The following is a 13,477-nucleotide window of genomic DNA, read 5'->3' on the forward strand; positions in this document are numbered from 1 at the left end:
GCGCAAACCAGGAGGGCAGAATTCTGTCTTTGAACTCAGACGTGGCCAAGGCTGCTGAACCCCGTCCAACACCTGTTTTGGACGACACAGGTGCGACCAGCGACGCATTGTTGGCCCGCATCCTCTCCTCTCTCGACGAAGACAAAGCCGAAGAGATCGTGCAGATTGATCTGCGCGGTAAAACGTCGATCGGTGATTACATGGTGATCTGTTCCGGGCGCTCTTCGCGTCAGGTGATCGCTCTTGCCGAGAAACTGGTGGAACGCCTGAAAACCGAATTTGGCCGCTTTGCCAAAGTCGAAGGCAAAGAAACCGGCGACTGGGTGTTGATCGACACCGGCGATGTGATCGTGCATGTCTTCCGTCCCGAAGTTCGGGAGTTCTATCAGCTCGAGAAAATGTGGCTGCCTGCGCGCACCGCGTGATCGACTGACGTGAGTGGCCGCCGTGGGGCGGCCGAGGAGAACATGAATGGCACTCAAGGTGCATATCTGCGCCGTGGGTCGGCTGCGGTCTGGTGCCGAGCGTGACCTTCTTGACGATTATCTGACACGATTTGATCGCACGGGCCGTGCGCTGGGCCTTGGCCCTGTGGCGGTGCATGAGGTCGAAGATCGCAAAGGCGGCGGCATGTCGATGGAGGCCCCTCTTTTGCAGGGTGTGATTCCACGCGGGGCCGTGATTTGCGCACTGGATGAGCGTGGCAAGCTGATGAGTTCACCCGAGTTTGCCAACATGCTGGGCGGTTGGCGCGATGACGGGCGTGGAGATGTGGCGTTTGTGATTGGTGGCGCGGACGGGATCGACCCAAGCCTGCGCGCGCAAGCGGATGCCAAGCTGAGTTTCGGTAAAATGGTTTGGCCACACATGTTGGCGCGGGTGATGCTGGGCGAACAGCTGTATCGTGCCGCCAGCATTCTGGCGGGTGCGCCGTATCATCGGGTGTAACGACATGGGGCTGTGCCGCGCAGGCCGTCAGAATCACTGCTGAAAATGACACCGTCGCAATACCGACGTGATGCCGACGCGATACAGACAGCGATTTTTAACGTGGTTCTTGCAGCAAAGCAGCGCGGCTTTGAGAGGCAAATTCCCGGCGCGCGAGCACAAAAACCGTGACTACAGAGGCAACAATGAGCGCCTGTGCGCCAAACAGCCAAGTTAAGCAGGCCATCGCAAAATAGACCGCCCGAAGCCCGCGGTTAAAGCTGCGCGAAGCGGTGATATTGACCGTTGCCGCCTTTTCAGCGCGGGGCAACGCCGTCGGATTTGATGCGTCGTTCGGCACGGCGGCCATCAGGATTGCGCAATAGCCAAACAGCCTGTGAGACCAGACAAATTTCAGGAAAGCGTTGGCCAGAAAAATCAGGATTACGGCCAGTTTAATCTCGATTTCCACCTGCGATTCGGGTGTTTGGGCGAGGTCGCGCGCAATGCCCGCGACGCGCTCTGGGTTGCCCATCAACGCCAACAAACCACCAATGGCGATCATCGATGTGGACGAGAAAAACGCCGTGCTTTGACGTAGGTTGGACACGATCTGCGCGTCAAAAACGCGTGTGTTGCGGTCCACCAAGTGCAACATCCATTCACGCCGATAAAACGACATCATCCTGGACACAGAGGGGCGGTTTTTCGGAGGGTTTTCAATGATGTATCCAACACCAAGCCAACCGATCACGAGCATCGTCAAAGCCAGTGTATCCAGCGCGTCAAAATGGGAAATCCAGTGCGTCCAAAACATGAAAGACACAGTAGCGGCAACGCAAAGGTCTTGCCAGTCGGCAAAATTGGTTATATTTGTTTACCAATTATTGGGAGGTTCCGGTCATGCAGATGCCAGACCCGGATCGCGCCATTTTGGCGCGCAAGGACAGGATTGTAGCGCGGTTGCATCAGGTGTTGCCTGCGCACGCAGTGATTTCTGACGAAGCGGAGACGCGCGCCTATGAGTGCGACGCGTTGACGGCGTACCGATGCCCGCCCTTGGCAGCCGTGTTGCCGACCACAACCCAAGAAGTTTCTGACGTTCTTAAGGTGTGTCATGACGAAGGCGTGCCCGTGGTGCCGCGCGGCGCCGGGACATCGTTGGCAGGAGGCGCAATGCCAACGGCTGATTCAGTTATCCTTGGCGTGGCGCGGATGAATGACGTGTTGGAAACCGACTATGACAACCGCTTCATTCGGGTGCAGACAGGGCGCACAAATCTGAGCGTGTCCGGCGCAGTTGAGGAGGACGGTTTCTTTTACGCACCTGATCCGTCAAGCCAACTGGCCTGCGCCATCGCGGGCAACATCGCGATGAACTCCGGCGGTGCGCATTGCCTGAAATACGGGGTGACCACCAACAACCTCATGGGCGTTACAATGGTCATGATGGACGGTGAGGTCGTCGAGATTGGTGGCGCGCATCTGGATGCCGCGGGTCTGGACCTGCTCGGGGTGATCTGCGGCTCGGAAGGGCAGTTGGGCGTCGTGACCGAAGCGACTTTGCGTATTCTGCACAAACCCGAGGGCGCGCGGCCTGTGTTGATGGGCTTTGACAGCAACGAAGTGGCTGGCCAGTGCGTGAGCGACATCATCAAATCAGGTATCCTGCCGGTGGCGATCGAGTTTATGGATCGTCCCTGCATTCGCGCTACCGAGGCCTTTGCAGGCGCGGGTTATCCGGATTGTGAAGCTTTGCTGATTGTAGAAGTTGAAGGATCAGATGCCGAAATTGACGCTCAGCTGGAACGAATTTTGGCAATCGCACGTCGGCACAATCCTGTGGAGCTGCGGGAAAGCACGAGCGCCGAAGAAAGCGCGCGGATCTGGTTGGGACGCAAGTCGGCCTTTGGGGCAATGGGGCAAATCAACGACTACATGTGTCTGGACGGGACCATCCCCGTTAGTCAGTTGCCGCATGTTCTGCGCCGGATTGGCGAGTTGTCCAAAGAGTATGGATTGGACGTGGGCAATGTGTTTCACGCGGGGGACGGCAATATGCACCCCCTGATCTTGTTTGATGCCAACAAGCCCGGCGATCTGGAGAAATGCGAAGCCTTTGGCGCCGACATTTTGCGGCTTTGTGTCGAGGTTGGCGGTTGCCTGACCGGTGAGCACGGTGTCGGCATCGAAAAACGTGATTTGATGGTGGACCAATACGAGCCGGACGATCTTGAGATACAGATGGCGATCAAAGATGTGTTTGATCCAAAATGGCTTTTGAATCCTGCAAAAGTGTTTCCGCTGGATGCCAGCGCGACACGGCGGATCGCGGCGGAATAATGGGACGGGGAAGGGGGCTTTGCCCCCGTCACAGCGGGCTGTGACTCCCCCGGGGTATTTGGGGCCATAGAGAACATGATGACACCTGAACATGAAACTGAAGTTGCTGACATGATTGTTGGCGCGACTGGTGCGTTACGCATTCAAGGCGGCGGCACACGCGACATCGGAGCGCTGGTCGAGGGCGACGTTCTGCGGACTTCGGGTCTTAGTGGCGTGACGCTTTATGAACCGGGCGCGCTGACCTTGGTGGCGCAGGCCGGAACTCCTTTGCAGGATGTCGCGGCGACATTGGCTGCCGAAGGCCAACGGTTGGCGTTTGAACCGATGGATCATCGCGCGCTGCTGGGCACCAGTGGGAATTCGACGATTGGTGGCGTGGTGGCTGCAAATGTCAGTGGGCCGCGGCGCATTCAGGTTGGGGCGTGTCGGGACAGCCTCTTGGGGGTGCGGTTTGTCGATGGAGCCGGTCGCGTTTTGAAGAACGGTGGGCGGGTGATGAAAAATGTCACCGGATATGACCTTGTGAAACTTATGGCCGGCAGTTGGGGTACCTTGGGCGTGATGACCGAAGTCAGCCTGAAAGTGCAGGCCGTTCCAGAGACCGAAGCAACGCTTGTCGCAGAGGGCTTGACAGCAGAGAGGGCAGTAGGAGCCTTGTCGGCGGCGTTGGGGTCGCCTTTTGATGTCAGCGGCGCGGCCTTCGTTAGCGAAGATGGCAAGGCCTTCGTTAGGCTCGAAGGGTTGGACAGCTCTGTCCGATATAGAGCGACGCAATTGCAGTCTGGCGCCTGCCAGGGCTGGTCTGTTGTCGAAGGCGACAAGAGCGCTGCCCTGTGGCGGGATGTGCGTGATTTGACGGCATTGACCGGTGGAGACAGCACGATCTGGCGGCTGTCCGTTAAGCCCACGGATGCACCGGCAGTGTTGCAGAAACTGGGCAACCCCAACGCGGTTTGCGATTGGGGCGGCGGGTTGATTTGGGTGGATGTGCCTGACGAGTTGGATTTGCGAGCGGCGGTTTTGGAAGTGTCCGGACATGCCACGATGGTCAAAGCCTCCGAGGCAATGCGCAAACACGTCCCGGTGTTTCATCCCGAACCGGCCCCATTGGCCGCCCTTTCCAGAGATTTGCGGGCAAAGTTTGACCCGCGCGGTATTCTCAATCCGGGTTTGATGGGATGACCCGCCACATTCGAGATCTGGTTTTCAAACACGAAGGCGGCGGGTCGCGCGATGCCTCCGACCAGCCAATTCAAGCGGAATAGATCATGCAGACGACATTCACGGAAAAACAGCTTGAAGATCCCGGCGTTCAGCGTGCCAATGAGATTTTGCGCGCATGCGTACATTGCGGATTTTGCACAGCAACGTGCCCGACGTATCAGGTGTTGGGCGATGAGCTTGATAGCCCGCGCGGGCGGATCTATCAGATCAAGGATATGCTTGAGAACGAGCGTGTGCCGGATGCAAAAACGGTTATGCACATAGACCGCTGCCTGAGCTGTTTGGCCTGTATGACGACCTGCCCGAGTGGGGTGCATTACATGCATCTGGTGGACCATGCGCGGGAGTATATCGAGGCCACATACAAGCGGCCTTTCACGGATCGTGCATTGCGATGGCTGCTGGCGCGCATTCTGCCGTATCCGATGCGGTTTCGCTGGGCGTTGATAGGTGCCAAGCTTGGGCGGCCTTTTCGGTTTCTGATGCCGGATGCGCGCTTGCGGGCGATGTTGGATATGGCGCCAAAATCCATTCCTCCTGTGAGCCGCAACGACGATCCGCAGAGTTTTGTCCCTGACGGTGCGCGCAAGAAGCGCGTCGCTTTGATGACCGGTTGCGCTCAAAAGGCGCTCAATACTGATATCAACGACGCCACCATTCGATTGCTGACTCGGCTGGGGTGCGAGGTTGTTGTTGCCGAAGGCGCAGGCTGCTGTGGGGCGCTCACACATCATATGGGCAAGGCAAATGAGAGCCATGCGACAGCCGCAAAAAACATCCGGGCCTGGTGTGCGGAACTCGATGGCGACGGGCTGGATGCGATTGTGATCAACACCTCGGGTTGCGGCACGACGGTCAAGGATTATGGGCATATGTTCCGCAATGATCCGCTCGCAGAAGACGCGACGCGGATCAGTGACATCGCGATGGATGTATCAGAAATACTGATGCAACTTGATCTGCCCGAAGGAGCGACCAAAGAGACCGTGGTGGCCTATCATGCGGCCTGTTCGCTGCAGCACGGGCAACAGATCAAGACGTTCCCCAAAGATCTGTTGAAGCGTGCAGGATTTACGGTGGTGGAGCCGGCTGATAGCCATCTTTGCTGTGGCTCAGCCGGGACCTATAATCTGATGCAGCCCGAGATTTCCGGTCAGCTCAAAGAGCGGAAAGTACAAACTCTAGAGGCGAAAAATCCGGACATTATCGCCGCTGGCAACATTGGTTGTATGATGCAAATCGGGTCAGGGACCGATGTCCCGATTGTGCACACTGTTGAGCTTTTGGATTGGGCAACAGGCGGGCCACAGCCCAGAGCATTGACGGAACCGGGAAAACAGGTGCCGGATATCCCGATACTGCGATGAGTTTGAGAAAGAGCCACGCGCGACAAGGTGCTGCCTCAATTCTGCCTAGAGATGGCGGTACGCGTTTGGGAAGGTACAAATAGGAGCGTGTGGTGTCCCGTTTTTTTGCATCTTTGCTGATCTTTCTGATGGCCTCTGTTGTTTCGGCAGAGGATTCAGGTCTGCGCCGACTGGACACAGGCGAAGCCAGCAAAGGCTGGGGCGCGGTTGGTCGACTGGAATTTGACGGGCGCGGCTTTTGTACCGGTGCTTTAATCGCACCGGACAAGGTTCTGACAGCGGCGCATTGCCTGTTTGACCGCAACACTGGCGAGGCACGTGACCTGAGCGCGGTGGAATTCCGCGCTGGTTGGCGCAACGGACGTGCGGAGGCCTATCGAAAAGTACGGCGTGCCGTGGTGCATCCGGATTATGCCTTTGGTCAGGACGAGTTGATGACGCGGGCACAGAGCGACATTGCCCTGCTGGAATTGTACCACCCGATCCGCAACACTCAGATCGCACCGTTTGAGACAGCTGGCCGGTTGCGAAAGGGATCTGAAATCGGCGTCGTTTCTTATGCTGTGGGTCGCGACGCCGCGCCCTCGTTTCAGGAAACCTGTCGCGTGCTCGGTCGCCATCGGGGCGTCTACGTCTTGTCGTGTGACATTGATTTTGGCAGCAGTGGCGCGCCGGTCTTTGTGAGCGAAAACGGGCAAACCCGTATCGCGTCGGTTGTGGCGGCCAAAGCAGAACTCAACGGCGAAAAAGTGGCCTTGGGCACAGCGCTGGATTTCACGCTTTCGGAGTTGCAGGCGGTCATGGCGCAAGAACCCGTTGTGGTTGATAGGTCCACGACCTCGCTTGAGGATCGCAATAGCACGGGTGCGAAATTTGTGCGACCCAACGGGGGTTGAAACCCAGAAATCCTTTCCCAAATGACACTGTATCGGGGCGCCAAAGATGGGTCCCGTATCTGATTGCCTGTCCGTTCTTGGAAGGCACACATCTGTTGTCGCTTATGTAAAGGATAACCCTATGCGCACGTATGATTTCGCACCGCTGTACCGTTCGTCAGTTGGCTTTGACCAAATTGCAAACCTGATGGATCGGGTTCTGACCAACGATGTTTCCCAGCCGAGCTACCCACCCTACAACATTGAAAAAACTGCGGACGACGCCTACCGGATCTCGCTGGCCGTCGCTGGTTTTTCGTCCGATGATCTGAGCATCGAGGTCAAGGAGAACGCCCTTCTGGTGACTGCGAACAAGGGCGCGGAAAACACTGATAAGACCTTTTTGCACCGTGGCATCGCCACCCGCGCGTTTGAGCGTCGCTTCCATCTGGCTGACCACGTACGCGTGACAGGCGCAAGCCACACCGACGGTATGCTGCACATCGATCTGCAGCGTGAGATTCCCGAAGCACTGAAACCACGGCGGATCGAGATTGCCAATGGCGCAGCAAAAGCTGTCGAGCAAGACGTGGTTGAGACCAAGGCCGTCAATTAAATCAAACCACTGACGAAGCAATCCTCCCCTTGCTGTCAGGCGCGCATCCCACAAATGGGGTGCGCGTTTTTTGTTTGTGTGGTTGCGGTTCGCGCGCTCACGGGCCAATGTCGCGCCCTACCTGAAACAGGAGCCGCGTGTGAATCTGGGCGCTTTGAAATCAAACAACTTCCGCGCTTATGTGTTTGGCTCGGCCTTTGGCCTGCTGGCAATCTGGATGCAACGCATCACAGTGGGCTGGCTTGCGTGGGAGATGACCGAATCCGCCACTATGGTGGGGGCTGTGGCGTTCTTCCTGTTCGCGCCGTCGATCGTGCTGTCGCCGCTGTTTGGTGTCTGGGTCGATCGAATGAACGTCAAAGGCGCGGTTTTGGTGGTGCAAATCCTGAATGCCGGTTTGTCGGCGGCACTTTGGGCGACAGTGGCATCGGGAACGGCCTCTCCGTTTCTTTTGGTCCTGTTCTCGCTGTTGTTCGGCGTGGTGATGGCGGCAAACCATCCGGTCCGGATGGCGCTGACCCCAAGGCTTGTGCGGCGGGAATACGTCGGCTCTGTCGTCACCATTGTGGCGATCAATTTTAACATCGCACGAATGATTGGCCCCGCTGTGGGCGGCGTTTTGATTGCGCAGATTGGCGTGGCGCATACGTTGTTGGTGCAGTGGGTATTGTTTCTGCCTTATATCTTCGTTTTGTCACGCCTTTCCTTGCGCCCTCGGCGCGACACCGGCAGTGCGCAGGAACCTTTTTTTCAAGCTTTGGCCACAGGTTTGAAGTATGTCTGGCGGACGGTTTCGGTGCGGGAGGCAATGTTCGTTGCCGGAGTTCTGGCGCTCGTGGCGCGCGGCGCATTGGAAGTGTTGCCACCTCTCGCCGACGGTGTTTTCGACAAGGGCGCCAGCGGCCTTGGTATTCTGATGAGCGCGACCGGCGCAGGCGCCATTTTAGGCGGGTTTTCACAAGCATTGTTGCCTCCGCAGGAACCAGGCCGCCTGCCGTTGTCGACCCGACTGGCAATTGTGCTGGGGCTCGCGATGGTCGTTGGCCTTGGGTATGCCCCAACCTGGGAAAGCGCCTTGTTGGTGGCGGCGGCGATGTCATTTGTCACAACGGTCACCGCGATATCAACACAGACGGCCATTCAGATTGATCTTGAGGACGACATGCGCGGTCGGGTCATGAGCCTGTGGGCCGTGATCGCCGCGGGTGGGTCGGCATTGGGTGCTGGAATGATGGGGATTTTGGCAGATGCGATTGGACTTCAGTTGGCGCTGATCCTGACTGGCGCGTCTTCTACGGCACTTGTGGCAGGTTATCTCTTGTTCATGCACTTTCGGCGAATTTACCAATAAAAAGGCCCCGACGTATGAACGCCGGGGCCATCTTGCGAGTTCACAGAAACGATTAGTTGGCAGCGGGTTCGATGTTGCCGAGGTTGAGGAAGATCGTCTCACCGGAGTGATCGTCGACACCGTCGTTGTCGGTGACCATGAAGGCGGTCCCGTCTTCGGAGATGGCCAAACCCTCGACTTTGTCCAATACATAGCCGCCGGTAGAGGTCAGGTCAGGCAGCAGATCACGTACCAGAGATTTGCTGACAACCGGCAAGTCACCACTCAAAGGTGCAGGCACCATCTCGGAAGCCGGCACGCGATAGATTTTCTTGGTCACTGCGCGGAAGTCGTGCTGGTTGTCACGCTCCACGATATAGACCCAATCACCGTGTGCGACGATTTCCGAAAGGCCAACCCAACCCGTGGCTGGTTCCGCTTTGGGATAATGCACCGCACCCCACTCCTTGGTTTCAAGGTTGTAAGACACCAGTTTGACATGGTGCTTTGGATCGTCTTTCCATTCCCGCTGAACGGCCATCCAAAGGGTGTCGCCGATCTTGGTAATGCCTTCGAAACCAAAGCGTTTCTCAACCGCCATCAATTCTGCTGGCAGGCCGATCTCGCCCTTGCGGTCCTTGATCATGCCTTCGGCCGACACGTGATAGATCGCATGAGGGATCACCCGTTCGGTGCGACCTTCGGAAGAGACGTAAAAGCCCCCCTTGCCGTCAAGCGTGATGCCTTCGAGATCCAGTTTCTGCGCTGGGTGACCGTCCTGACGATGGATGCGGATCACGTCAACGATACGCGCCGGAGTGTGGCTGGTGTCGATCTTGAAGATAGACGGCTGGAAGCCATAAAAGCTATCGTTGACCGCCCAGAGGATGCCGTCCTTGTCAGCCACAAGACCAGACAATGCACCCCAGCCGATCAGCTCATCGGTGCCGGCGGATGTGAGATGCGGGTAAGAGGCAGGCGCGTTCTGATATTCAAACATCATAACGTGCGCGCGGGCGCCGTTGTCTTCGATCAGGTCTTTTTCATTCGCCGAAATCAACAGATTACGCTCAGGGATTGCGACGTAACCTTCGGGGCCAACACCCGACGGCAGCAGCTGTTTCAGCACCGGTGCGGCGGGGTTGGTTACGTCATACACACCCACAATCGAGGCACGTTCCGCACCGACAAAGACGTAAGGGGTGTCGCCGAATTTGGCGAAAGTCACACTCTCGGGCTCAACACCTTTGCTATCGGAGCGTTTGTCAGGATAGTGGCCGATTTCGATGATGGCTTTTTCAAACTCGGTGCCGTTTTCGTACACAACGGAGCCGTCTTTGTTAAAGATCGTCCAGCCGCGCGAACCACCTTCGTAGTCGCCTTCGTTGGCGGTGGCAAAGTGGGCATCGTCGATCCAAGTCACCGCATCAGGTTCGCGTTTGCGGCCCTGTTGGCTTTCGGTGAAGATCAACGCGCCGCGCTCATCCGTCGCGTCAATGCCTTCTAGATCAACCGCACCGGCGGAGAAGTGATTTTGCACAGTGCCGTCTTTGGCAACAACCACAAGGTGGTTGTTTTCCTGAATAGTAACAACAGTTTCACCCAATGCGTTGATCGAGACGAATTCGGGCTCGGGATCAGATGGAGCGATGTCGGCGAGGACGGTAAGATCAACTTTGGCCAATGTAGCGCAGTCCAACTGTCCGTCTTCGGTCAGCTCTATCATCGCCAGAAATCCGGCTGGGCCTTGTGGAATAATCCCGTCGTTGAGGTCTTCGTCACGTTCGTTTTCGATCGCTACAGACACAAAACTTGCATCGGGTGCTACGGCAACCGAATCCGGTTGGCCGCCGAGGTCGCAGCTGTTGGTGACGGTGCCATCGGCGATGTTGATCGACTGCAGCATGCCAGACGGCGCGGTATAGCTTTCGGAGGTGTTGACGCCGACGATGGCGAGGTCACCAACGATGCCCACGGATGTCGGTTCACCGGTTAGGGCGATGTTGCCCAGCGGCTGCGGGTTGGCCGGGTCGGTGATGTCGATGCGACCCAACGCGCCCAGTGGACTGTCGGTGTAAACCAGTGTCATGCCGTCGGCCGTAGCGGCGATAATTTCTGGCGAAGTTTCGCGGTTGGTGTCTTCACCGGCGGCCATGTTTTTGACCACGGGAAAAGACGCGATGCGGTTGAAGTTCATCTCGGCTGCGGCCTGAGAGGCAACCAACGCCACGACTGAAGTCAGGCAAAGGGTACGAAGCGACATCAAAGGTCTCCTTTTGGGATTGTCTTTGTCGGTGCTGTATCGCGTGTGCAAAACGTCGGTATCGCGGCGGTGACAGATTTGTGAAATCCGCGTCCGCATTTTCGGCTGAAGAGGGGGCAAAGAAGGTTTGTGATCTTTGTCTCTGTGCCCCATTCTGCGCGACAAATCAGAGATGGGGAGAGACTGATGGATTGGGACGATGCCTATGCCAACGCGGCCTATATAGAGGGTGCAGATGCCTATCCGGATCGCTGGGCCAAAGAGGCTGCAACCTATCGCAACGAGTCGGCGGCGCGGGTTGATGTGGCCTATGGCACCGGTGCGCGGGAAGTCTACGATCTGATGCTGCCCGAAGGCACACCAAAGGGTCTGCTGGTTTTTGTGCATGGCGGCTATTGGCTGCGGTTTGACAAGTCTTTCTGGAGCGCGTTTGCACAGGGCGCACGCGCGCGTGGCTGGGCGGTGGCGATGCCATCATATGATCTGGCACCCGACGTGCGGATTTCAGAGATCACGCAGCAGATTGCCGCGGCCATCACGCATGCGGCGGGCGAGGTTGCGGGACCGATCGTTCTGGCGGGGCATTCTGCAGGCGGGCATCTTGTTGCGCGGGCTGTTTGTTCGGGTGTCTTGCCGGAGAATGTGGCGGCGCGGGTGGTGCGGTCTGTGCCAATCTCGCCGGTGTCGGACTTGAGGCCCCTTATGCAGACCACAATGAATGTCGAACTGAAGCTGGATGAGGTGGAATGTATCGCTGAGAGCCCGGCGCTGTTGTCGCCGCGCGATGATGTGGAGGTCACGGTTGTGGTTGGGGCGGCTGAGAGGCCTGTTTTTCTCGATCAGGCCGAGTGGTTAAGCGAGGCTTGGGGCTGCGACCGGATTGTGGTCGGCGGCAAGCACCATTTTGATGTGATCGATGCGTTGGCGGATGCCGACAGCGATCTTTGCCGTACGCTGTTTGCTGGCTAAGCGGAAACGCGGTTAGGCGTTAAGGCAGGGAAGTGTGTCACCGTCCGCCGGAGTGGCGGCCCAGACGCCCCGTGCAATTGCGCGGGCGAGACAGGTCGCGGCGGCGTGGCCGAGCATCAAGGCGTCGGTTGCCGGATCTGTCAGCGGCTTTGCATTGGTTGAAGCCGCAAAGATCAGATCACCATCCATTGGTGTATGAGACGGCACCAAAGCGCGGGCCATACCGTCGTGCGCTGCGGTGGCGATGCGGGTGCAAACGGCTTGCGAAACATCAGCGTCCGTCGCGACGATGGCGATTGTCGTGTTGTGGCTGCTGAGTTTGGTTTTTGGCCACCCTTTGGGCGCGTTGGTCAGCAGGCCGCGACCGCCAAATTCTGAGTCGATTTCCCAAGGTGCGGCCCACAAGTGGGTGCCGTCCGGGCTGGCGTCGCCCAAGGCGTTTACAGCGACCAAGGCGCCAACGGTGTGACCGGACGGCAGCATTATGGAAGCTGAGCCCAATCCGCCTTTGTGGCTGGCAAGCGTGGCGCCGGTGCCCGCGCCGACGGAGCCGAGTGCAAAATCGTCAGTCGCCGATTGCAGTGCAGCAGCGCCTAGGGCTTTGTATGGGTTTTCGCTCCAGGCCTTGTCGCCGCCATTGAGCAGATCAAACAGGATTGCGCCCGGCACGATTGGCACGTTCTGATCGCCCACAGCAAAACCGCGCCCCATTTGGCGCAGCACGTCTGCCACGCCCGACGACGCATCAAGCCCAAACGCCGAGCCGCCTGACAACGTAAGCGCATCGACCTGTTGCACGGATTTGTCTGGTGCAAGCAGGTCGGTTTCGCGTGTGCCCGGAGCTCCGCCCATGACCGATACGCCGCAGGTGAAAGGTTCGTCCGCCACCAACACGGTTGAGCCGGTTTTGATGTGGTTATCTTGGGCATTTCCGACCCGCAGGCCGGCAACATCGGTGATCAGGTTCTTGGGACCGGTCTGCATGGGGATCTCCTTTGGTTGGGTCCAGAGTAACGCCCCGATCCAAAGGAACAAGGCCGCCCGTTTGAGACGGCCTTGATTGGCTTATGCCAGCTCTGGCGAAATGCTGAGTGTGCCTTTGGTGGCGTGGCTGTAGGGGCAGGTCAGATGGGCGGTTTCCATCAGTTTTTGTGCCACGGCGGTCTCGACGCTGGGCAAGTTGATTTTTAATCCAACCTCAAGTCCAAACCCGATGTCTTCACGCGGACCAATCCCGACGGTCGCAGTGACGGCTGCGTCTTCGGGCAGGGCGATTTTTTGCTGCATGGCAATGAATTTCATCGCAGAGAGGAAACAGGCGGCGTAGCCGGCGGCAAACATCTGTTCGGGGTTGGTGCCGTCGCCGCCCGCGCCGCCCAAAGCTTTGGGTGTGGAGAGGGAGACTTCGAGTTTGCCATCGTCACTTAGGGCGCGGCCTTCGCGGCCTCCGGTTGCGGTGGCGGATGTTGTGTAGAGTGTGGTCGTGAGCATGAGTGCCTCCATTTCAGTCGTGTGCGATTTAATTGCTAGCGATGTAATTTAGCGGACTGCGATTCGTCA

13 protein-coding genes are annotated in these 13,477 nt (G+C 57.9%); 9 read left to right on the plus strand and 4 right to left on the minus strand.

Features of this window, described 5'->3' with window-relative positions:
• The first annotated feature begins 77 nt into the window (after window positions 1-77).
• Together rsfS and rlmH are read left to right on the plus strand one after the other, a co-directional pair.
• The gene (gene rsfS, locus PG871_RS02640; protein WP_270725678.1) at window positions 78-425 is read left to right on the plus strand and encodes a ribosome silencing factor; all 348 of its coding nucleotides are present in this window, start codon (window positions 78-80) and stop codon (window positions 423-425) included.
• Between the two features lie 46 nt (window positions 426-471).
• Entirely contained in the window at window positions 472-948 is a 477-nt protein-coding gene (gene rlmH, locus PG871_RS02645; RefSeq protein ID WP_270725679.1) for a 23S rRNA (pseudouridine(1915)-N(3))-methyltransferase RlmH, read from the plus strand.
• A 97-nt stretch (window positions 949-1,045) separates the two neighbouring features.
• On the opposite strand, the gene PG871_RS02650 is transcribed toward rlmH, so the two are convergent.
• Window positions 1,046-1,744, minus strand: coding sequence for a DUF599 domain-containing protein (locus PG871_RS02650; protein WP_270725681.1), 699 nt, complete (start codon window positions 1,742-1,744; stop codon window positions 1,046-1,048).
• 86 nt (window positions 1,745-1,830) lie between these two features.
• On the opposite strand from PG871_RS02650, the gene PG871_RS02655 reads away from it, so the two are divergent.
• The 6 genes from PG871_RS02655 to PG871_RS02680 all read left to right on the plus strand — a co-directional run bounded on the left by PG871_RS02655 (window position 1,831) and on the right by PG871_RS02680 (window position 8,706).
• A complete protein-coding gene (locus PG871_RS02655; protein WP_270725683.1) occupies window positions 1,831-3,270 on the plus strand; it encodes an FAD-linked oxidase C-terminal domain-containing protein in 1,440 nt (479 codons plus the stop codon).
• 78 nt (window positions 3,271-3,348) lie between these two features.
• Window positions 3,349-4,455 carry a glycolate oxidase subunit GlcE gene (glcE, locus tag PG871_RS02660; RefSeq protein WP_270725684.1) on the plus strand — a complete coding sequence of 369 codons (1,107 nt, stop codon included), beginning with the start codon at window positions 3,349-3,351 and terminating at the stop codon, window positions 4,453-4,455.
• 86 nt (window positions 4,456-4,541) lie between these two features.
• Window positions 4,542-5,864 carry a glycolate oxidase subunit GlcF gene (gene glcF / locus PG871_RS02665; RefSeq protein WP_270725686.1) on the plus strand — a complete coding sequence of 441 codons (1,323 nt, stop codon included), beginning with the start codon at window positions 4,542-4,544 and terminating at the stop codon, window positions 5,862-5,864.
• 92 nt (window positions 5,865-5,956) lie between these two features.
• A complete protein-coding gene (locus tag PG871_RS02670; RefSeq protein WP_333559652.1) occupies window positions 5,957-6,760 on the plus strand; it encodes a trypsin-like serine peptidase in 804 nt (267 codons plus the stop codon).
• Between the two features lie 121 nt (window positions 6,761-6,881).
• Window positions 6,882-7,355, plus strand: coding sequence for an Hsp20 family protein (locus PG871_RS02675; RefSeq protein WP_270725688.1), 474 nt, complete (start codon window positions 6,882-6,884; stop codon window positions 7,353-7,355).
• 139 nt (window positions 7,356-7,494) lie between these two features.
• On the plus strand, window positions 7,495-8,706 hold the full coding sequence (locus tag PG871_RS02680) for an MFS transporter (protein ID WP_270725690.1): 1,212 nt from the start codon (window positions 7,495-7,497) through the stop codon (window positions 8,704-8,706).
• 52 nt (window positions 8,707-8,758) lie between these two features.
• On the opposite strand, the gene PG871_RS02685 is transcribed toward PG871_RS02680, so the two are convergent.
• Window positions 8,759-10,948: an esterase-like activity of phytase family protein gene (locus PG871_RS02685; RefSeq protein ID WP_270725692.1), complete on the minus strand. Its 2,190-nt coding sequence runs from the start codon at window positions 10,946-10,948 to the stop codon at window positions 8,759-8,761.
• A gap of 186 nt (window positions 10,949-11,134) precedes the next feature.
• On the opposite strand from PG871_RS02685, the gene PG871_RS02690 reads away from it, so the two are divergent.
• Window positions 11,135-11,917 (plus strand): alpha/beta hydrolase, encoded by a 783-nt coding sequence (locus PG871_RS02690; RefSeq protein WP_270725694.1) that lies wholly within the window; start codon window positions 11,135-11,137, stop codon window positions 11,915-11,917.
• Window positions 11,918-11,929: 12 nt separating this feature from the next.
• Here the strand turns inward: PG871_RS02690 and PG871_RS02695 are convergent, their stop codons facing one another.
• Both PG871_RS02695 and PG871_RS02700 read right to left on the minus strand, forming a co-directional pair.
• Window positions 11,930-12,901, minus strand: coding sequence for a P1 family peptidase (locus PG871_RS02695; RefSeq protein WP_270725696.1), 972 nt, complete (start codon window positions 12,899-12,901; stop codon window positions 11,930-11,932).
• Window positions 12,902-12,982: 81 nt separating this feature from the next.
• Window positions 12,983-13,408, minus strand: a complete 426-nt coding sequence (locus tag PG871_RS02700) for an organic hydroperoxide resistance protein (RefSeq protein ID WP_270725698.1) — start codon at window positions 13,406-13,408, stop codon at window positions 12,983-12,985.
• Window positions 13,409-13,477: the final 69 nt, after the last annotated feature.

The sequence above is a fragment of the Shimia sp. Alg240-R146 genome (genome assembly GCF_947331465.1).
Taxonomy (GTDB): Bacteria; Pseudomonadota; Alphaproteobacteria; order Rhodobacterales; family Rhodobacteraceae; genus Shimia.

What these genes read in the sequence shown, in the direction of transcription:
- rlmH (WP_270725679.1), top strand. Translation starts at nt 472, where the DNA reads ATGGCACTCAAGGTGCATATCTGCGCCGTGGGTCGGCTGCGGTCTGGT.
- PG871_RS02650 (WP_270725681.1), bottom strand. Translation starts at nt 1,744, where the DNA reads ATGTTTTGGACGCACTGGATTTCCCATTTTGACGCGCTGGATACACTG.
- PG871_RS02655 (WP_270725683.1), top strand. Translation starts at nt 1,831, where the DNA reads ATGCAGATGCCAGACCCGGATCGCGCCATTTTGGCGCGCAAGGACAGG.
- glcE (WP_270725684.1), top strand. Translation starts at nt 3,349, where the DNA reads ATGACACCTGAACATGAAACTGAAGTTGCTGACATGATTGTTGGCGCG.
- glcF (WP_270725686.1), top strand. Translation starts at nt 4,542, where the DNA reads ATGCAGACGACATTCACGGAAAAACAGCTTGAAGATCCCGGCGTTCAG.
- PG871_RS02675 (WP_270725688.1), top strand. Translation starts at nt 6,882, where the DNA reads ATGCGCACGTATGATTTCGCACCGCTGTACCGTTCGTCAGTTGGCTTT.
- PG871_RS02685 (WP_270725692.1), bottom strand. Translation starts at nt 10,948, where the DNA reads ATGTCGCTTCGTACCCTTTGCCTGACTTCAGTCGTGGCGTTGGTTGCC.
- PG871_RS02690 (WP_270725694.1), top strand. Translation starts at nt 11,135, where the DNA reads ATGGATTGGGACGATGCCTATGCCAACGCGGCCTATATAGAGGGTGCA.
- PG871_RS02695 (WP_270725696.1), bottom strand. Translation starts at nt 12,901, where the DNA reads ATGCAGACCGGTCCCAAGAACCTGATCACCGATGTTGCCGGCCTGCGG.
- PG871_RS02700 (WP_270725698.1), bottom strand. Translation starts at nt 13,408, where the DNA reads ATGCTCACGACCACACTCTACACAACATCCGCCACCGCAACCGGAGGC.